Source organism: Georgenia sunbinii, assembly GCF_036421875.1.
GTDB lineage: Bacteria > Actinomycetota > Actinomycetes > Actinomycetales > Actinomycetaceae > Georgenia_B > Georgenia_B sunbinii.
The window spans coordinates 556,699-575,651 of record NZ_JAZGOL010000001.1 but is presented as its reverse complement, the minus strand read 5'-3'; the positions used below and the strand labels follow the sequence as shown (position 1 = coordinate 575,651).

The 18,953-nt window shown below is 73.3% G+C and carries 17 protein-coding genes; 12 read left to right on the top strand and 5 right to left on the bottom strand.

Features of this window, described 5'->3' with window-relative positions:
* The first annotated feature begins 18 nt into the window (after nt 1-18).
* Entirely contained in the window at nt 19-903 is an 885-nt protein-coding gene (locus V2J52_RS02740) for a hypothetical protein (RefSeq protein ID WP_331226118.1), read from the top strand.
* A gap of 7 nt (nt 904-910) precedes the next feature.
* Here the strand turns inward: V2J52_RS02740 and V2J52_RS02735 are convergent, their stop codons facing one another.
* Both V2J52_RS02735 and V2J52_RS02730 read right to left on the bottom strand, forming a co-directional pair.
* On the bottom strand, nt 911-1,903 hold the full coding sequence (locus tag V2J52_RS02735; RefSeq protein ID WP_331226117.1) for a GNAT family N-acetyltransferase: 993 nt from the start codon (nt 1,901-1,903) through the stop codon (nt 911-913).
* 236 nt (nt 1,904-2,139) lie between these two features.
* Entirely contained in the window at nt 2,140-2,334 is a 195-nt protein-coding gene (locus V2J52_RS02730; RefSeq protein ID WP_331226116.1) for a DUF7455 domain-containing protein, read from the bottom strand.
* 185 nt (nt 2,335-2,519) lie between these two features.
* Between V2J52_RS02730 and V2J52_RS02725 the strand changes: the two genes are divergently transcribed.
* Genes V2J52_RS02725 through V2J52_RS02715 form a run of 3 tightly spaced genes read left to right on the top strand, consistent with a single transcriptional unit; the run spans nt 2,520 to nt 6,746 of the window.
* On the top strand, nt 2,520-4,655 hold the full coding sequence (locus V2J52_RS02725; RefSeq protein ID WP_331226114.1) for a DNA gyrase/topoisomerase IV subunit B: 2,136 nt from the start codon (nt 2,520-2,522) through the stop codon (nt 4,653-4,655).
* Between the two features lie 27 nt (nt 4,656-4,682).
* Nucleotides 4,683-5,702 (top strand): GNAT family N-acetyltransferase, encoded by a 1,020-nt coding sequence (locus V2J52_RS02720; RefSeq protein ID WP_331226113.1) that lies wholly within the window; start codon nt 4,683-4,685, stop codon nt 5,700-5,702.
* 54 nt (nt 5,703-5,756) lie between these two features.
* A complete protein-coding gene (locus tag V2J52_RS02715) occupies nt 5,757-6,746 on the top strand; it encodes a GNAT family N-acetyltransferase (RefSeq protein ID WP_331226112.1) in 990 nt (329 codons plus the stop codon).
* A gap of 228 nt (nt 6,747-6,974) precedes the next feature.
* On the opposite strand, the gene V2J52_RS02710 is transcribed toward V2J52_RS02715, so the two are convergent.
* Entirely contained in the window at nt 6,975-9,341 is a 2,367-nt protein-coding gene (locus V2J52_RS02710) for a DNA gyrase/topoisomerase IV subunit A (RefSeq protein WP_331226111.1), read from the bottom strand.
* 132 nt (nt 9,342-9,473) lie between these two features.
* On the opposite strand from V2J52_RS02710, the gene V2J52_RS02705 reads away from it, so the two are divergent.
* The 4 genes from V2J52_RS02705 to V2J52_RS02690 are packed head-to-tail and all read left to right on the top strand — an operon-like array spanning nt 9,474 to nt 14,581.
* Nucleotides 9,474-12,188 (top strand): bifunctional acetate--CoA ligase family protein/GNAT family N-acetyltransferase, encoded by a 2,715-nt coding sequence (locus V2J52_RS02705; protein WP_331226110.1) that lies wholly within the window; start codon nt 9,474-9,476, stop codon nt 12,186-12,188.
* The gene (locus tag V2J52_RS02700) at nt 12,185-12,754 is read left to right on the top strand and encodes a DUF5998 family protein (protein ID WP_331226488.1); all 570 of its coding nucleotides are present in this window, start codon (nt 12,185-12,187) and stop codon (nt 12,752-12,754) included. The genes V2J52_RS02705 and V2J52_RS02700 overlap by 4 nt, the downstream gene beginning before the upstream one ends.
* Nucleotides 12,751-13,923 (top strand): alkaline phosphatase family protein, encoded by a 1,173-nt coding sequence (locus V2J52_RS02695; RefSeq protein ID WP_331226109.1) that lies wholly within the window; start codon nt 12,751-12,753, stop codon nt 13,921-13,923. Before V2J52_RS02700 ends, V2J52_RS02695 begins: the two co-directional genes overlap by 4 nt.
* 1 nt (nt 13,924) lies before the next feature.
* A complete protein-coding gene (locus V2J52_RS02690; RefSeq protein ID WP_331226108.1) occupies nt 13,925-14,581 on the top strand; it encodes a thymidine kinase in 657 nt (218 codons plus the stop codon).
* A 15-nt stretch (nt 14,582-14,596) separates the two neighbouring features.
* Here the strand turns inward: V2J52_RS02690 and sepH are convergent, their stop codons facing one another.
* A complete protein-coding gene (gene sepH / locus V2J52_RS02685; RefSeq protein ID WP_331226107.1) occupies nt 14,597-15,694 on the bottom strand; it encodes a septation protein SepH in 1,098 nt (365 codons plus the stop codon).
* A 130-nt stretch (nt 15,695-15,824) separates the two neighbouring features.
* On the opposite strand from sepH, the gene V2J52_RS02680 reads away from it, so the two are divergent.
* Together V2J52_RS02680 and V2J52_RS02675 are read left to right on the top strand one after the other, a co-directional pair.
* Nucleotides 15,825-16,664, top strand: coding sequence for an inositol monophosphatase family protein (locus tag V2J52_RS02680; RefSeq protein WP_331226106.1), 840 nt, complete (start codon nt 15,825-15,827; stop codon nt 16,662-16,664).
* 214 nt (nt 16,665-16,878) lie between these two features.
* Nucleotides 16,879-17,178, top strand: a complete 300-nt coding sequence (locus V2J52_RS02675; protein ID WP_331226486.1) for a DUF4193 domain-containing protein — start codon at nt 16,879-16,881, stop codon at nt 17,176-17,178.
* Here the strand turns inward: V2J52_RS02675 and V2J52_RS02670 are convergent.
* Nucleotides 17,133-17,663: a DUF3093 domain-containing protein gene (locus tag V2J52_RS02670; RefSeq protein ID WP_331226105.1), complete on the bottom strand. Its 531-nt coding sequence runs from the start codon at nt 17,661-17,663 to the stop codon at nt 17,133-17,135. The genes V2J52_RS02675 and V2J52_RS02670 overlap by 46 nt on opposite strands.
* Before the next feature lie 49 nt (nt 17,664-17,712).
* Between V2J52_RS02670 and dut the strand changes: the two genes are divergently transcribed.
* Nucleotides 17,713-18,228: a dUTP diphosphatase gene (dut, locus tag V2J52_RS02665; RefSeq protein WP_491062155.1), complete on the top strand. Its 516-nt coding sequence runs from the start codon at nt 17,713-17,715 to the stop codon at nt 18,226-18,228.
* Nucleotides 18,228-18,953, top strand: coding sequence for a DUF3710 domain-containing protein (locus V2J52_RS02660; RefSeq protein WP_331226103.1), 726 nt, complete (start codon nt 18,228-18,230; stop codon nt 18,951-18,953). Before dut ends, V2J52_RS02660 begins: the two co-directional genes overlap by 1 nt.

Sequence of the window (18,953 nt, the reverse complement as noted above, 5' to 3'; positions counted from 1 at the left end):
CGCCCGTACGATCGTGCGGTGACCGACCTCGACACCGCCTTCCCGCCCAGCCCCGCACCCGACCGGCTCACCGTCGACCTCGGTGTCGCCGCCGCGACCGGTGCGCTGACGCTCGTCGACCCGGCGCGGCTGGGACCGCTGGGCCGGTTCGCGTTCCGCAGCTCCGAGGCCGCCGTCGTCGGTGGGATGACGTGGTTCGGCCTCAAGCAGTCGAAGGACCTGGAGTGGCAGCCGGAGCTGCGGGTCGCCGTCACCTCGGGTGTAGTCGCGGTCACCTATGCGTTCGCCGAGCTGTCTGAGGTGTTCGACGCGGCGGTGGTGCGCCAGCTGCGGCGCCGCGGTGTGCGCCGTCCGCGGGTGGCGATGGCCGTCGCCGGTGTCGGACTCGCGCTCACGATGTCGCTGCTCGAGCGCCGGGCCGACGCCCGGACCGCCGCCGCTGACGACGATGGTGACGCCGATGAGGCGATCGTCCGCGAGCTGCCGCAGCAGGTTCGGGACATCGTCGCCGCGATCCTCGAGCAGACCGAGGACCATGACTCCCTGCGGTTGCGCGCTCAGCTCGCCGTCGCCGGCGAGGAGGTCTGGGGCGACGACGACGGGTTCGGACGGATGCTCGAGCTCGCGGTGCCCGACGACGTCCCGCTCGCCGTGCCGCACACCTTCACCTTCCCGGTGAGCGGCCGCTTCCTCTCCTCGCGCGGCGTGCCGTGCGCCGTCCAGCTGCTCGTCGACGGTGGCCGGCTCAGCGCTGTCGTCATCGACGTCGCCTCGGACGAGTGGGACGCGATCGCGGACGATTGGGACGACGCCGGTGGCGACCCGGACCCGCTCGGCGACATCGACGGCTGGCCCGCCCACCAGGAGCTGCGCTTCGTCCAGGAGACCGCCGGCCGGCCGTGAGGCCCGCTCAGACGTCCTTGCCGTAGGTGACCGTCCGGCGCGTCGGTCGGTAGCCGAGCGCGGTGTACAGGTCCAGCGCCCGGCTCGAGTTGTCGGTGTCGACGTCCAGGTCGGCCCGCTCGATACCGTCCGCCCGCAGCGCGGCCATCGTGGCGGCGAGCAGCGCGGACGCCACGCCCTGCCGGCGCCAGGCACTGCGCACCCCCAGCACGTCGGTCCACCCCGAGGTGTACCCCTGCGCCTCCCAGTCCTGCTCGTAGGCGGACGTCAGGCTGTAGCCAGCCACCTCCTCGCCGTCGAGCACGACGAAGCTCCACGCGGCGCGGAAGCGACGGCTGCCGGTGACGCCTCGGTCCCAGCTCTCCTTGGTGCGCGGCTCGCTGCCCCAGTGGCCCGCGAAGGCCTCGTTGTGGGCGAGCCTGACCTGCTCGCTCAGTGCCGGGTCGAACGGCACCAGCCGCAGGCCGTCGCGCAGCGGGGCGGGTGCCACCTGCTCGTCGAGCGGCCGGCTGAGCTCGACGAAGTACCTCATCTCGCGAAAACCGGCCCGGTCGAGCAGCCGGCACACCGACACCATCCGGTCCTCGGCGGACACCAGCAACCGTCCCGGCGCACCTTCTCGGTCGGCGGCGGCGATCTTGGCCCGGCCGAGCTCCTCCTGCCACGCCAGCAGCGCGCGCCCGATACCGCGCTCCCGCCACTGCGGGTGGACGCCGCCCCAGCAGAACGCCCGGACGGTACGGACGTCCCCAGGCAGCACCTCGACCTGTCCGAACGCCCGCGCCTCGCCGTCGGCGTCGACGCCGAGGATGCTGTCGCGGGCCGGGTCCTTCCACGAGCCCTCGAGCAGCTCCTCGCGCAGGTCGTCGGGGGTGTACCGCTCGCCAGGGTCGTCGGCGAGCTCGATCGCCTCGACGAGCCGGTGCCAGGCCGGAACGTCCTCAGCGGTGATCGGACGCCAGCGCAGCGCCTCGTGGGCCGGGGCAGTGACGGTGGTCATGGCAGGAGACTAGAGAACGGGCGCCGTCGGCGTCGCGCCGATTGTTCGGGGCTTCGCCTCACGAGCCGCTGCTGGAGACCCCGGCCGATGATCGGAACCACCGTTCCACCGGGGCCCGGCGGCCGGGGCCCGGCGCCCGGGGCGGGGCGCGGGAACCGGTCCGGCGGCCACGGCGCAGAACAGCGACGGCGCCGGTGACCTCAGAGGTCACCAGCGCCGTCGTCAATCGCGGAGGATCAGTCCTCGGGCTGGCTCTCGGTGAGCTTGTGGGTCTCGTCCTGGATGCTGGTGGCGACACCTTCGAGGGCGTCGGCGTGCTTGCGGGCGTGGTGTGCGCAGAAGAGGAGCTCGCCGACGGGCAGCGCCACACGCACATAGGCCTGGGCGCCACAACGGTCGCAGCGGTCCAGGGCGGTCAGTGGGGCAGTCATCGTTGCGTTCACATCATCATGTAACCACGGTCGGGCTCGGTGCATGCCCCGGGGGCGCAGCAGTTCGCTGCCAGCGGACTGTCGCTGTGCGCCAGGTCTCCGCACCGGCCCGCCCGCCGCCGGATTTGTCCACCGCCGGCGGGGAGCCTCCCGGGCTGGCGCCGGCGAGTTCGTATGATCTGTGGGTGCCACCCAAGTCAACCGCGTCCCCCGCGCAGTACACCGCCCGCCACCTGTCCGTCCTCGAAGGGCTCGAGGCGGTCCGCAAGCGACCCGGGATGTACATCGGCTCGACCGACTCCCGCGGCCTCATGCACTGCCTGTGGGAGGTCATCGACAACGCCGTCGACGAGTCGCTCGAGGGCCACGGCGACGCCATCGAGATCGTCCTCCACGAGGACTCCTCCGTGGAGGTCCGGGACAACGGTCGTGGCATCCCGGTCGACACCGTGGCCTCAGTCGGCCTGTCCGGCGTCGAGGTGGTCTTCACCAAGCTGCACGCCGGCGGGAAGTTCGGCGGCGGTTCCTACGCCGCCTCCGGCGGGCTGCACGGCGTCGGCGCGTCCGTCGTCAACGCGCTGTCCGCGCGCCTGGACGTCGAGGTCGACCGTGGCAGCAAGACCCACCGGATGACCTTCCACCGGGGTGAGCCGGGCACCTTCGACGACCGCGCCGGCGTCGGGCCCGACTCGCCGTTCACGCCGTTCATCGAGCAGAGCGAGCTGTCCATCGCCGGCAAGGTGCCCAAGACCCGCACCGGCACCCGCGTGCGGTACTGGGCCGACCCGCAGATCTTCCCGTCCTCGGCGGCGTTCTCCTACGAGGAGCTCGTCATCCGCGCGCGGCAGACCACCTTCCTCGTGCCGGGCCTGCGGATCACGGTGCGCGACGAACGGCGGCTGCCAGGTACCCCGGGAGCCGACGGCCCGGTCGAGGAGGTCTTCCAGCACGACGGCGGCGTCATCGACTTCGCCGACTTCCTCGCGATCGACCCGCCGGTGACCGACGTGTGGCACCTCACCGGCAGCGGCACCTTCACCGAGACCGTGCAGCAGCTCGACGACAACGGTCACCTCGCGCCCAAGGACGTCGAGCGCACCTGCGACGTCGACATCGCGCTGCGCTGGGGGACCGGCTACGAGACCACGGTGCGCACCTTCGTCAACATCATCGCCACCCCCAAGGGCGGCAGCCACCTCGCCGGCTTCGAGCAGGGCCTGCTGCGCACCGTGCGCAAGCAGATCGAGGCGAACGCCCGGCGGCTGAAGGTGACCGCCAAGGACCCGAAGATCGAGAAGGACGACGTCCTCGCCGGGCTGACCTCCGTCGTCACGGTACGGCTGCCGGAGCCGCAGTTCGAGGGCCAGACCAAGGAGGTGCTCGGCACCGCACCGGTCCGGGCCATCGTCGGGCGGGTCATCGACAAGGAGCTCGGCGCGCTGCTCACCTCGACCAAGCGTGGCGTCAAGCAGCAGTCCTCCGACGTCCTCGAGAAAGTCGTCGGCGAGATGCGCGCCCGGGTACAGGCCCGGTTGTCCAAGGAGATCTCGCGCCGCAAGAACGCCCTCGAGACATCCACGCTGCCGGCCAAGCTCGCCGACTGCCGCACCGACGACGTCGAGCGTTCCGAGCTGTTCATCGTCGAGGGGGACAGCGCGCTGGGCACGGCCAAGCTCGCCCGGTCCAGCGACTTCCAGGCGCTGCTGCCCATCCGGGGCAAGATCCTCAACGTCCAGAAGGCGTCCCCGGGGGACATCCTGCGCAACGCCGAGGTCGCCTCGATCATCCAGGTCATCGGCGCCGGTTCGGGTCGCACCTTCGACCTCGACGCCGCCAGGTACGGCAAGGTCGTGCTCATGACCGACGCCGACGTCGACGGCGCCCACATCCGCACCCTGCTGCTCACGCTGTTCTTCCGGTACATGCGCCCGCTGGTGGAGGCCGGCCGGGTGTTCGCCGCGGTCCCGCCGCTGCACCGGGTGGAGCTCGCCGGTTCCGGCGGCAAGAAGGGCGAGAAGCTCTACACCTACTCCGAGGCCGAGCTCACCACCCTGCTGCGCAAGCTCGAGCGGCAGGGCAAGCGCTACAAGGAGCCGATCCAGCGCTACAAGGGCCTGGGGGAGATGGACGCCCATCAGCTCGCCGAGACGACGATGGACCCCGCCCACCGCACGTTGCGGCGGGTGACGATGGACGACGCCGCCGCGGTCGTCGAGGCGGAGCGGGTCTTCGAGCTGCTCATGGGCAACGACGTCGCCCCGCGCAAGGAGTTCATCGTCGCCGGCGCGGAGCACGTCGACCGGGAGCGGATCGACGCCTGACCGGCGCCGACCTCTAGGATCCAAGCCATGCCCGAGCCACTCGCCACGCGCGCTGCGCCCCCGACCACCGCCGCCGTGCCGGGGCCGCACCTCGGCCTCACCTGGCGCCCGCTCGCCGCCGACGACGCCGCGGCCCTTCACGCGCTCGCGCAGCGCTGCGAGGCCGTTGACGAGCCACTCATGCGCACCAGCCCGCTGGACGCCGAGAAGATCCTGACCAGGCCGGCGGCCACCGCTGACAGCCTCGGTGGCTTCGACGGTGCCGGGCAGCTGCGGGCAGCCGCCTTCGTCCACTCGCCGCTCGGTGACGAGACCACCGCACGGGTGTTCATCAGCGCGTCGATCGACCCGACCTGGCGCGGGCGCGGCGTCGGTCGCGCGCTGCTCGAGTGGCAGGACGGCCGAGCGCGGCAGATCCTCGCCACGCTCGACCAGGCACTGCCTGGCCGGATCGGCGCCTACATCGACGAACACCTGCACGACCGCCGTCGCCTCTACGCGGCCGCCGGCTTCAGTCCCAAGCGGACCTTCCGGCAGATGCGCCGGCCGCTGTCCGGCGGCCCCGAGCCAGTCCCCGCGCCGGTGCCCGAGGGCATCGAGATCCGCGGTTGGGACCCGGAGATCGACGACGCCGTCCGCGTCGCCCACAACGAGGCGTTCCAGGACCACTGGGGCTCGCAGCCGGTGAGCGAGGAGTCCTGGTCCTCCTCGCTGTCTGACATCGAGCCGGGGTGGAGCATGGTGGCGGTGGACACCTCGTCCGGCGAGGTCGCCGGCTACGCGCTCACCGCCCGTCACGACTACCAGTGGCCGGCGCTGGGCCACAGCGAGGGTTTCACCGAGCTCATCGGTGTGCGCCGTCCCTACCGGGGCGGCGGCCTCGCGAGGGCGCTGCTCGGCACCGTGCTTGTCGCGCTGCACCGTGACGGCGTCGACGTCGCCGGTCTCGACGTCGACGACGCCAACCCGTCCGGCGCGCACCGCTTCTACGAGCGGATGGGCTATGAGGCGGGCGGCGCCCGGATCCTCTACACGATCGAGATCTAGCGTGGCTGCGGCGGCGATATGGGTGGTAGCGGGTCGAGGCCGTATCGTCGTGCCATGCTCGAGGAGACGGTGACGCCCACGGCCGGCGACGGCCTGTCCTGGCGCCCCCTGCTGCCCGCGGACAACGATGCCCTCGTCGAGCTGCTCGCAGCGATCGAGGCGCACGACGACCCGCCGTACCGGACCACCGCCGAGGAGTCGGCCGAGACCTTCGACCCGGTCTCCGGCGGTATCGGGTCGGCGATGACGATCGGCGTCGACGCCGACGGCGTGCCTCGCGCCTACGGCATCGTGCGGGTACGCGCCGGCGGCCCGCAGGACCGCGCGCAGTGCGACGGCGGCGTGCACCCGGCGTGGCGCAGCCGCGGCATCGGCACCGCACTCCTCGAGTGGGAGGTGCGCGCCGCCCGGCAGATCGTCGCGGCCGCCGGCCACGACGCCGCCGAAGCGGTGATCCACGTCGAGGAAGGCCTCGACGACGTCCACGACATGCTCGTGCGGGCCGGCTTCCACCAGACGCGCTGGTACACCGAGATGCGCCGCGACCTGGCAGTGCCGATCCCGGACGTCGTCCCGCACGGCAGGGTCACCGTGGAGCCGTGGACCCCTGAGCTTGACGACGCCGTCCGGCGTGCCCACAACGACGCCTTCGCCGACGCCCGCGCCGGGGAGCAGCACACCACCGAGACGTGGTCCCAGGGCCGGACGTTCTTCGCACCGACGTGGAGCTTCGTCGCACTCGACCGCTCCAGCGACCGGGCGCGAGTGGCGGGCTATCTCATCTCCGGGCGCTACGAGGGCGACTGGGAGGCGCAGGGCTGGACCGAGGGCTACACCGAGATCCTCGGCGTCCGCCGCGAGTGGCGCGGGATGCGGGTCGCCACCGGGCTGCTCGCCACCGCGATGCGCGCCTACGCCGCGGACGGCATGGGCTACGCCGGCCTGGGCGTCGAGATGGCCTCCCCGCACGCCGACCTCGGGCTCTTCGGCCACCTCGGCTACGAGCCCACCCGCGGCTCCGCCGTCTACACCCTGACGCTCTAACCCCCGCCCAGCCCTCCCGCCTGTCCAGCCCTCTCGCCTGCCCCGCCCAGCCCTCAGCGCCGAGAGCGGGATTGTCCACCGCTGCGGACAATCCCGCCGTCGGTGACAAGTCGGCTGTCGGTGACAAGTCGGCTGTCGGGGACAATCCCGCTGTCGGTGACAAGTCGGCTGTCGCGGACAATCCCGCTGTCGGTGATGGAGGGCGGTGTGGGGAGACGAGTTTGGGGGTCAGCCGATGGCTACGACGGGGGCGGCGAGGGGCCGGCCGGAGCCGTCGCGGCGCTCGTCGACCTCCGGCAGGTCGACCGGCTGGCCGCCGGAACCGGTCGCCCGGATCGGGGCGAGACCGACCCAAGCGGAGGTGAGCGTGTCCTCGCCGCGCAGCAGGCGGTGGGAGCGCACGCCGCCGGTGGCGCGTCCCTTGCCGGGGTAGCGGTCGAAGGGGGTGACCTTCGCGCTGCCGGGGACGGTGCCGGGCAGCGCCGCGGCGGAGCCGGCGACGGTGACGACGAAGCTGCGGGAGACGTCGTCGGGGTGGATGACGTTGAAGGCCACCACCTGGGCGTCCGCCGACAGCTTGATGCCGGCCATCCCGCCGGCGGTGCGGCCCTGCGGCCGGACGGTCCCGGCGGCGAAGTGCAGCAGCGAGGTGTCGTTGCTCACCAGCACGAGACGGTGGTCATCGGTGGCGTGGGCCGCACCGACGACGGCGTCGCCGTCCTTGAGGGAGATGAGTTCCCAGCTGTCCCGGTTGCCGGGGCGGTCACCCGGGCCGACCCGCTTGACCGTGCCGCGGGCGGTGGCCAGCGCCACCGGCGGGGCGTCGTCGTCGAGCCGGACCAGGGCGACGACCCGCTCACCGCGCTCCGGGGGCACCAGCTCGGCGAGCGGGGCGCCGCCGGCGAGCCCGGGTGCGCTGTCGGTGGGCGGCAGGGAAGGGACGTCGAGCACGTCGAGCCGCACGCAGCGGCCGCTGCTGAGCACCACGCCGACGGCGCTGCGGGTGGTCGCCGGGATGGCGGAGACGATCGCGTCGTGGGCGGTGCGCGGCCCGTGCCGGGAGGGCTCGTCGGCGGCGCGGGCGACGAGCCCGGTGCCCGAGAGCAGCACCCAGCACGGCTCGTCCGGTACCTCGAGCGGCATCGCGGTGGACGCCGCGCGGCCGGTGGCCGCGCTGGTCGCCGGTCCGCCGGCGTGCTCGAGCAGCACGGTGCGGCGCGGGGTGCCGTGCTCGGCCGCCACCGCGGCGAGCTCGTCGGAGACCGCGGTGCGCAGCAGCGTCTCGTCGGCGAGCATCGCCGCGAGGGCCTCGATCTCACGGGCCAGCTCGTCGCGCTCGCCCTCGAGCTCGATCCGGGAGAACTTCGTCAGCCGGCGCAGCCGGAGCTCGAGGATGTAGTCCGCCTGCAGCTGGGACAGCTCGAAGATCACCCGGAGCCGCTCACGGGCGGCGTCGGCGTCGTCGGAGCTGCGGATGACGGCGACCCCCCCCCCCACCACGCTGATCCGGTGCTCGACGTAGACGACGAGCAGCTCGCGCAGCCCGAGGGTGCGGGGCTGGCCGTCGACGAGCGCGACGTTGTTGATCCCGAAGGAGTCCTCCATCGGGGTGTACCGGAAGAGCTGCTCGAGCACCGCCTCGGGGTTGAACGCGTTCTTCACCTCGATGACGAGCCGCAGGCCGTGCGACCGGTCGGTGAAGTCGTCGACCCGGGTGATCCCCTGGACCTTCTTGGCCTGGACCGCCTCCTTGATCTTCTCGATGACCTTCTCCGGGCCGACGAGGTAGGGCAGCTCGGTGACGACGATCGCGCGGCGGCGCGCGGTGACGTTCTCCAGGTGTGTCGTCGCCCGGGTGCGGAACGAGCCGCGGCCGGTGGCGTAGGCGTCGCGGATGCCGTCGAGGCCGACGATCTTGCCGCCGGTGGGCAGGTCCGGGCCGGGCACGAACCGCATGAGCTCGGCGAGGTCCGCCTCGGGGTTGGCGATGAGGTGGCGGGCCGCCGCGATGACCTCGACGAGGTTGTGCGGCGCCATGTTCGTGGCCATCCCGACGGCGATCCCGGAGGCACCGTTGACCAGCAGGTTGGGCATCGCCGCCGGCAGTACGTCGGGCTGCTGCAGCTGGTTGTCGTAGTTCGGCACGAAGTCGACGACGTCCTCGTCGAGCCCGGCCGTCATCAGCAGCGCCGGCGCGGCCAGCCGGGCCTCGGTGTACCGCGGCGCGGCGGGGCCGTCGTCGAGCGAGCCGAAGTTGCCGTGGCCGTCGACGAGCGGCACCCGCAGCGAGAAGTCCTGTGCCATCCGCACGAGCGCGTCGTAGATGGCGGTGTCGCCGTGCGGGTGGAGCTTGCCCATGACGTCGCCGACGACGCGCGCGGACTTCACGTGGCCGCGGTCGGGGCGCAGGCCCATCTGGTCCATCTGGAACAGGATCCGGCGCTGGACCGGCTTGAGGCCGTCACGCGCGTCGGGCAGCGCTCGGGAGTAGATGACCGAGTAGGCGTACTCGAGGAACGAGCCCTCCATCTCGGTGGAGACGTCGATGTCGACGATGTGCTCGGTCTGCGGTGCGGGGGTGGTGCCTCTGGCCATGGCGCCATTGTCACCCGGCGAGCCGCCGTCGCCGTGCCCAACCCGCCATGCGGGCGGACATCACGGTCCGGGACGCCGCGGTGGAGCGGGCCGCGCCGGAGCACGGGAGCGACGGGCAACTAGGCTGGGGGAGTGAGCGTGGAGGGCGAGGGCTCGACCGGACCGGCCTACCCAGGGCACTGGGAGGCCGACGTCGTGCTGCGCGACGGGCTCACCATGCACATCCGTCCCATCCTCCCCTCGGACGCCGACGCGCTGCAGGCGATGCACCAGCGGCAGTCCACCACGTCGCAGTACTACCGGTTCTTCGCCCCGATGGCACGGTTGAGCGAGCGCGACCTGCACCGCTTCACCCACGTCGACCATGACGACCGGGTGGGCCTGGTGCTCACCGACGGCGAGGACATCGTCGCCGTCGGCCGCTACGACCGGTACGAGCCGGAGACCGCCGAGGTGGCGTTCTACGTCGCCGACTCCGAGCACGGGCGCGGCGTGGGCTCGGTGCTCCTCGAGCACCTCGCCGCGGCCGGCCGGGAACGTGGCGTGGTGCGCTTCGCGGCCGACGTGCTGCCCGCGAACGCCCGGATGATCAACGTGTTCCGCGACGCCGGCTACGACGTGGCCCAGCAGATGGACGACGGCGTGCTCCGGGTCGAGTTCGACATCGAGGAGACCGGCCGGTCCTGGGCGGTGATGGCCGAGCGCGAGCAGCACGCCGAGTCCTCGAGCATGCGGGCGCTGCTCGCCGCCGGCTCGGTGGTGGTCGTCGGCCTGGGCGGTGACTGGCAGGTGTACGCGCAGCGCGCCGCCGAGACGATCACCGCCGGCACGTTCCACGGGCAGGTCCATGCGGTGGGCCTGGCACCCGCGACGCTGCCGGGCGCCCAGGTCCACGACTCGCTCGAGGACATCGTCCCGGGCAGCGCCGACCTCGCCGTGCTCGGCGGTGACCCTGACGCCGTCATCGACGCCGTCGGGCGCCTCGAGCGGCTCGACGTCCACGCCGTCATCGTGCTCTCCGGCGGGTTCGCCGAGGCCGGCGACGACGGCCTCGCACGGCAGCAGGAGCTGGTGCGTCGCACCCGGGCCGCCGGCATGCGGCTGCTCGGTCCGGCGTCCTACGGGCTCATCGCGCACGGTAGCCAGGGCCGGCTCGACGCGACGCTGCGGCCCGGCGTCGCCGACGGCGGCCTCGGGCTGTTCTGCCAGTCCGCCGCCATGGGCAGCGGACTGCTCGCCGCTGTGCAGGCTCGCGGCATCGGGCTGCGTAACTTCATCTCCGCCGGCAACCGCGCCGACGTCTCGGGCAACGACGCCATGCAGGCCTGGCGCGACGACCCGGAGGTCAAGGTCGCCGCCGTCAATCTCGAGTCGATCGGCAACCCCCGCAAGTTCTCCCGAATCGCGCGCCGGCTGAGCGCCAGGGTCCCGCTCATCGCCGTCGTCAGCGGCCAGACCGGCCAGCTCGCGCCCCCCGGGCACTCGGTGCGCCGGACCCGCGAGCCGCACCGCGCGCTGGCCCAGATGTTCGACCAGGCCGGCGTCATCCGGGCGACCGGCCGCCAGGAGATGCTCGACCTCGCCCAGCTGTTCGCCTCCCAGCCGCTGCCCCGCGGCCCGCGCGTGGCGATCACCGGGAACTCTGCCGCGCTGGTGGCGATCGTCGGCGGTGAGGCACGCGCGCGTGGGCTGCAGCCGGTCGACGGGCTGACGGCGCTGGCACCGACCGCGTCCGGCGACGACTACCGCCGGGCGCTGCAGTCGCTGGCGCGCGACGACGCGTGGGACGCGCTCATCGTGCTGCACCACCCGCCGCTCGGTGACCCTGCACCGGACGTGTGGCACACCGTGGCAGGGGAGGCTGCCGGCCTGGACCGCCCGGTGCTCGCCGCCGTCGATGACCTGCTCGGCCTCACCGCCGAGCTCACTGCCGACGGGCGCACGGTGCCCGCCTACGCGACCCCGGCCGACGCCGTCGCCTCGCTCGCCGGTGCGGTCGGTCACGTCCGGTGGCGCGAGGCGGACCGCGGCACGCTCGTCGATCCCAGCGGCATCGCGCCGGCGCGCGCCCGCGAGCTGCTGGCACCGTACGTCCGTGGCCTCGCGGCCGGCGAGCACACCCGGCTGCCGGCCGAGCTCACCGAGCAGCTCCTCGGCTGCTACGGCCTCAGCGTGCTGCCGGCTGTCCCGGTCGCCGACGCCGACGAGGCCGTCGCTGCCGCCGAGCAGCTCGGCTGGCCGGTCGCGCTCAAGACCCGCGACGAGGTGCTGCGCCACCGCGCGGACCTCGGCGGGGTGCGGCTCGACCTGCGGACCGCTGCCGAGGTGCGGGCCGCGGTCGCCGGCATGACCCACGACCTCGAGCAGGTCGCGCGGACCGGGGCCGGCTTCGAGGTGCAGCGGATGGCACCAGCGGGCGTCGCATGCGTCGTCCGCGGCAACGAGGACGAGCTCTACGGCCCGGTGGTGTCCTTCGGGCTCGGGGGAGACGCCGTCGAGCTGCTCGGTGACGTCTCCTACCGGATCCCGCCGCTGACCGACGTCGACGTGGCCGAGATGATCCGCGCACCGCGCGCCGCCCCACGGTTGTTCGGCCACCGCGGCCTGCCGGTGCTCGACACCCGGGCGCTGGAGAACGTCGTCGCGCGAGTGTCGGTGCTCACCGACGACCTGCCGGAGGTGAGCCGGGTCGTGCTCAACCCGGTGCTCGTCGGGCGGCGCGGTGCCGCCGTTCTCGCGGCCACCGTCGACGTCGCGTCACCGGGCCGGACCGACTCCGGCCGACGCGTGCTGCCGGGAATGGTCGCCGGTGGTGCCAAGATGGAGCCGTGGCGAACCGCAACATGAGCTCCGACCTGCAACAGCGGCTGCGTGCCGACCTCGATCGCGCCGGGTACTACCCGACGCTCGTCTCCGGGGTGCTCGACGTCGCACTCGCCGGCGAGGAGGTCCGCGCCTACCTCGTGCACCCGGAGACCACCTTCGACTCACGCGAGGTCCGCCGGCACCTGACCGCGCTCGCACTCACCCCCACCCGGCTGGTGATGGCGCACGTCGACGACGTGCCGACCGACGACATCCCCACCGCGGCGGCGACCACCGAGGCGGTGCCGCTGCACCGCATCGCGTCCGTCGCGCTCACCCACGGCGTCAGCGACCCAGCCGAGACGCACGGCGGGATCCAGGTCGAGGAGCTGACCATCGCGGTCACCTGGGGCGGCGCCCAGCAGGTCGAGATCGCGCCGGCCAGCTGCGGCGACCCCGACTGCGACGCCGACCACGGCTACACCGGCTTCCTCACCCCCGAGGACGTCGTCATGCGGATCAGTGCCCAGGCCGAGGGCGCCGACGCCCTCGACAAGGCGCTGGCCTTCGCCCGGGAGCTGTCAGCCGCCACGGTGTCGGCTCAGTGACCGAGCTGCCGGCCGACTTTCGGCTGCCCGACTACGACGGCGCCTCGCTGCGGGCCGTCATGCCGGCCGCACTCGACGCCGTCGGTGCCCCGACCACCAGCCACGGGCGGTCCTCGGCCGCGGACCGTGAGCTGCTCGGGCTGCCGCGCGCCCGCAAGGCCTGCGTGGTGCTCATCGACGGCCTCGGCGCCCAGCTGCTCGCCCAGCGCGGTGGGCACGCGCCGTTCCTGCGCGGCCTGCGGCCCGACTCGCTCACCCTCACCAGCGGCTACCCGTCGACCACGGCCGCCAGCCTCACCATGTTCGGCACCGGCTGCGTCCCCGGGCAGACCGGGATGCTCGGCTACAGCGTGCGCAACCCCGCCGACGGCCGGCTGCTCAACCTGGTCAGCTGGGAGGACGCCACCGTCGCGCCACGGGACTGGCAGCCGGCCGACACCCTCGTCGAGCAGCTCGGTGTGGAGTCGTGGGGCCGGCGGGTCACCAGCGTCGGGCCCAGCCGGTTCATCGGCTCGGGCCTGACCGAGGCGGCGCTGCGCGGCCCACGGTTCGTCGCGGGGGACTCGCTCGCCGACCGCGTCGACGCGACCTGCGAGCTGCTGCGCGGCGCCGACACCGACCTCGTCTACCTGTACTGGGGCGACGTCGACAAGGTCGGCCACCAGCAGGGCTGGGGCTCGTCCGCGTGGGGCGAGGCCGTCGAGCTGGTCGACGCCGAGCTCTCCCGGCTGGCGAGCCGGCTGCCGCGCGGCACGCTGCTGCTCGTGACCGCCGACCACGGCATGATCGACCTCGCCGCCGACTCGCGCGTCGACGTTGCCGAGGTGCCCGAGCTCGCCCGCGACGTCACGCTCGTCGCCGGCGAGCCCAGGGCGTCTCACGTCCACACGCTGCCAGGGCGCGCCGAGGCGGTCGCCGCCCGGTGGCGTGACGTCCTCGAGGACAGCGCCTGGGTGCTGCTGCGCGAGGAGGCCGAGGCCTTTGGTCTCTTCGGCCCGCTGAACGAGCGCCACCGCGCCACCGTGGGCGACGTCGTCGTCGCGGCTCGCGGCTCCCGTGCCGTCGTGGACTCACGGACGCAGACGGCGGCGTCGATCGCACTCGTCGGGGTGCACGGCTCGCTGACGCCGCAGGAGCTCGAGATCCCGCTGCTGCGGCTGGTGGTCTGAGGTGGCCGAGCTCGTCTTCTTCTTCGGCACGATGGACTCCGGGAAGTCGACGCTCGCGCTGCAGACCGACTACAACCACCGCCGTCGAAGCCTCGCCGGCATCATCTTCAGCCGCGACGACCGTGCCGGCAGCGGCCGGCTGTCCTCCCGGCTGGGGCTCGCGGTGCCGGCGGTCGAGGCGACCGCGGAGACCGACTTCTGGCAGGAGGTCGTCCGGCGCCGCACCCACGGCGAACGGGTCGACTACCTCGTGTGCGACGAGGCGCAGTTCTACTCGGCGGCACAGGTCGAGCAGCTCGCCCGGATCGTCGACGACATGGCGATCGACGTCTACGCCTTCGGTATCGCCACCGACTTCCGCACCCAGCTGTTCCCCGGCTCCGCCCGGCTGGTCGAGCTCGCTGACCGGATCGAGCGGCTGCAGGTGGAGGCGCTGTGCTGGTGCGGGCAGCGCGCGACCCACAACGCGCGGACGCAGGACGGCCGGATGGTGACCACCGGTGAGCAGATCGTCATCGGCGACACGGTCGGCGCCGACGCCGACGCCGACCCAGGCGTTTCCGGGTACGAGGTGCTGTGCCGGCGCCACCACCGTCGTGAGATGACGGCGGCCAGCACCGCAGCTCCCGCCCTCAGCCCGCCGACCCTGCTGGGCTGAACGGCCCGGCGCCGGTCAGTCCGGCTTGGCCCCGAAGACGATCTCGTCCCAGCTCGGCACGCTCGCGCGGCGCGAGCGTGAGGTGCGGCGGCGCTTGCTGGGCTCCTCACCGGCCCCGGAGCGCTCGGCCGCCGGGGGCGTCGGTTCGGCCGGCGCTGCGGGCTCGGTGGGCTTCGCCGGCTCGGCGGCGGGAGTCTCCGCGGTGATGGGACGCGCCCCGCGGGGCAGCGGGAAGACGTGGGCATCGGTGGCCTCGTGGCTCCGCGACGCCGGGGGGTGCGCCGCGGGGGGCATGTCCCACAGCGTCAGCGGGTCGTCCTCGGGCAGGGCATCCTCGACGTCGTGGCGGGTGCCGCGGTTGGCGCGCAGCTCGGCGAGCAGGTCGTCGGTGCTTGCCGCGGGCAGGTCCCCGAAGGCGTGGTCGTCGTCGCCGGAGTCGTGGGCGAGGTCGGCGTCGACCGCCGCGATGGCCGGGCCGACGTCACCGTCGGCCTCGACGTCGTAGGGCCGGACCGGGGACAGGTGGCGGCGGGCCGCCGGCCGGGCGGGGGCCACCTCGGTCTCGGAGAGCCAGCGGCTCTCGTCGTCGAGCGCGACGCTGCTGCGCGAGCCGAGGTCGACCTGCCACCGGGCGGTGCGGTCACGATCGCCGGCGGTGAACCGCAGCACGAGCACCCAGGTGCGGTCGCTGCCACGCACGGCGTCCCACTCGATCCGCTGGTGGTCGACCTCCCTGGTGGCGAGCCGGTCGACGACGAGGTCCCCGAGCAGCGGGGCGTCCCCGCCGTGGCCGATGGTGAAGCGGCGTGCCTGCTCGGTGACCCACTGCCGCTCGGCCACGACCGGGCCCTCGTAGCGCTGGACGTGCTCGATCGGCAGGCCGGCCTCGTGGGCCACCTCCGCGGCGGTGGCGCCGGCCCGGATGCGGGCCTGGATGTCCTTGGGGCGCAGCGGTGCCTGGCCGGCGCGGATCTGCTCCATCTGCGGACGGTCGCGGCGGACCGCGGCCCGCAGGGCGTCGTCGAGGCGGAGCTGGTACCGCTGGCCGTCGGGCCCGGCGAGCGTGAGGCTCTCGCCGTCGCCGTGCAGCCCGACGAGTTCGAGCTCGAGCATGGTCGTCCCCCTTCGAGGTGTCCCCACGAGGGTGCCACCGCCGCGGGGTCAGATGCCGGATTGGACTCGGTGTGTTCGCCAACCCCTGCAAGGATGGTGGGTCGCTCACGTCGCCAGGAGGCCGCAACCGATGTCCCACGATCCGATCCCCGCCAGCGCGGACGCCACGCCCGCCGACCTCATGGACCTGGCGGAGCGTATCGCCCGCGAGGCCGGGCAGCTCGTCCGCGAGGCTACCCACGGCACCGTCTCGGTGGCCGCCACGAAGAGCAGCGGCGTCGACCTCGTGACCGAGGTCGACCGCGCCGCCGAGGCGCTCATCCGCCGCCGGCTCGCCGAGGCCCGACCGGCCGACGCCGTGCTCGGTGAGGAGGAGGAGGCGAAGCTGGGAACCTCCGGTCTCACCTGGGTGGTCGACCCGATCGACGGCACGACGAACTTCGTCTACGGCCTCGCCGACTACTCGGTGAGCATCGCCGTCGTCTCCGGTGAGCCGGACCCGGACACCTGGACGCTGCTCGCGTCGGCCGTCCACGCCCCGGCCACCGGCCGCACCTGGACCGCGGCGCGCGGCGGGGGAGCGTTCGCCGACGGCGTGGCGCTGCGGCTGGGGGAGGCGGCGCCCCTCGGGCGGTCGCTCGCCGGCACCGGTTTCGCGTACACCGCCGACCGGCGCGCCGCGCAGGCGCAGCTGCTCACCGTGGTGCTGCCCGAGGTCCGTGACATCCGCCGGCTGGGGTCGGCGGCGATCGACCTGTGCCTCGTGGCGGAGGGTCGGCTCGACTTCTTCTACGAGCAGCACCTCAACCCGTGGGACATGGCCGGGGGCGCGTTGGTGCTCGCCGAGGCCGGTGGCGTCGTCCGGCGCCGGGGCCACGGGGAGTCCGCGCTGACCGTCGGTGGTCCGTCGGTCACGGTCGAGGCGTTCCTCGCCCTGCTCGACTCCCACGGCATCGGCGACGCCGGCTGAGAGGTCAGTCACACGCACTGACGGGGGTGGTGGAGGTTTGTCGCGGAAGTACGCGGAACCTCATCGTCTGATCGAGCCCAACGGGTTACGCCGAGAGGTTCCATGAGGCACAATCCGGGTGCCTCGGGAACATCGGCAGCGGCCGGACGTTTCCTAGGTACGGCACGAGCCGTACCCCCCTATCGACACACAACCAGTGGAGCGTGACGTCTACATGGCGACCGACTACGACGCACCGCGTAAGAACGAAGAGGACCTCTCCGAGGACTCGATCGAGGAGCTCAAGGCCCGTCGGGCCGAGAAGAACTCTCCGGCCGTGGACGAGGACGAGGGCGACGCCGCAGAGGACTTCGAGCTTCCCGGCGCCGACCTCAGCAACGAGGAGCTCTCCGTGCGGGTGCTGCCGCGACAGGCTGACGAGTTCACCTGCTCGCGCTGCTTCCTCGTCCACCACCGCAGCCAGCTCGCCTACGAGGACGGCGGCCAGCTGGTCTGCTCGGAGTGCGCTGCCTGACCAGCCTGCCGCAACGCCTGCGCCAGCGCGGCCGGGCGCCGACTGGCGACCAACCAGTACGGGGCCGGGTCCCTCCGGTCGGTCACGGCGACCTTCACGCCGCGACTGATCCAGGGACGTTGGCACACGTACGCCCGCAGGTGCGCCTGCGGGCCCATGGCCAGACGCATGCCGTCGGCATCGAGCACCTCGGGCTCCCCGAGGTGCTCGAGCTCGATGTGGGCGGGGCCGGCTTGCAGGCTCGGTGGCTGGCCAGCGGCGACGTCACCGACGTCGACCACCACCAGCGGCGAGCTCGCCAGGAGCAGGCCGACGAAGACGACCGCGGCGAACGCCCCGACGACGTAGCCCGCCGTCGTGCTGAAGACCCACGGGATGGCACCGACGGCAGCGCCGCCGAGCACCGCCAGCGCGAGGGTGGTCACGCGGGGCAGCAGCCGTTCACGGTAGAGTGGCGCCGACGACGGCGCGGAGTTCCTGGTCACCGGCCTACTGTGCCCCACCCGACGCGGCGTGGTCGATCCGGACGGACCGATGCGGTCAGGCGCGCCGAACATCACTACAGTCGCACCCGTGACCGACCACAGCCTCGTTGACATCCCCCTGCAGCTGCTCGACCCGGACCTGCCGGTACCGCACTACGCGCACGCCGGTGACGCCGGCGCCGACCTCTACGCACGCCACGACGTCGTCCTCGAACCGGGCGAGCGGGCCGCGGTGGCGACCGGCGTCGCGCTGGCGCTGCCCCCCGGCTGGGTGGCGCTGGTCCACCCGCGGTCCGGGCTCGCCGCCCGGCACGGCCTGACGGTGGTCAACGCGCCGGGTACGGTGGACGCAGGGTTCCGCGGCGAGATCGCGGTGATCCTGCTCAACACCGACCGGCAGCACACCGTCCGGCTGGCGCGGGGCGACCGCATCGCCCAGCTGGTCTTCCAGCGGGTCGCGACGGCGCGCTTCACGGTGGTCGACGAGCTACCGGACTCCGCCCGCGGCGCTGGCGGTCTCGGATCCACCGGCGGCTGGGAAGCCGCCCATGCAGGAGGCAACTGATGGCACTGTTCTCCCGTCGGCGCAAGCGCGACGAGCCCGCGGACACCCCCGCGGCGGTCGATGCGCCCGGCACCACCGCTGACGAGCAGCCGGCGGCCGAGCCGGCGCCCGACCGTGGGCCGTGGGACGTCACCCACGTCCCCGAGCTCGGCACCCGGATCGACCTCGGTGCACTGCGCGTGCCCGCCCGCCCGGGCCTCAAGCTGCGGATGGAGGTGGAGAAGAAGACCGGCAAGGTCGTCGCCACGAGCATCTCGGTGGCCGGCTCCGCCCTCCAGGTGCAGGCCTTCGCCGCACCCCGCACGCAGGGGCTCTGGGACGAGCTCCGCCCGGAGATCGCTGCCTCCGTGGAGAAGCAGGGCGGCACCGCCGACGAGGTCGACGGACCGTTCGGCCGCGAGCTCCTCGCCCGGCTGCCGGTCACCACTCCCGAGGGGCGCAGCGGGCACCGCCCGGCGCGGTTCCTTGGCGTCGACGGGCCGAGGTGGTTCCTCCGTGGTGTCATCAGCGGCCGCGCAGCGATCGACCCGGACGCCGCCGCCCGGCTCGAGGAGCTGTTCGCCGACGTCGTCGTCGTGCGCGGCACCGAGCCGCGGGCGCCCCGTGACGTCCTCCACCTGACGCTGCCGACCACGTCCGACGCGGCGACCGAGGAGACCGCAGCTACGGACGAGCCGGACTTCGACCCGACGCGTCGAGGCCCGGAGATCACCGAGATCCGCTGA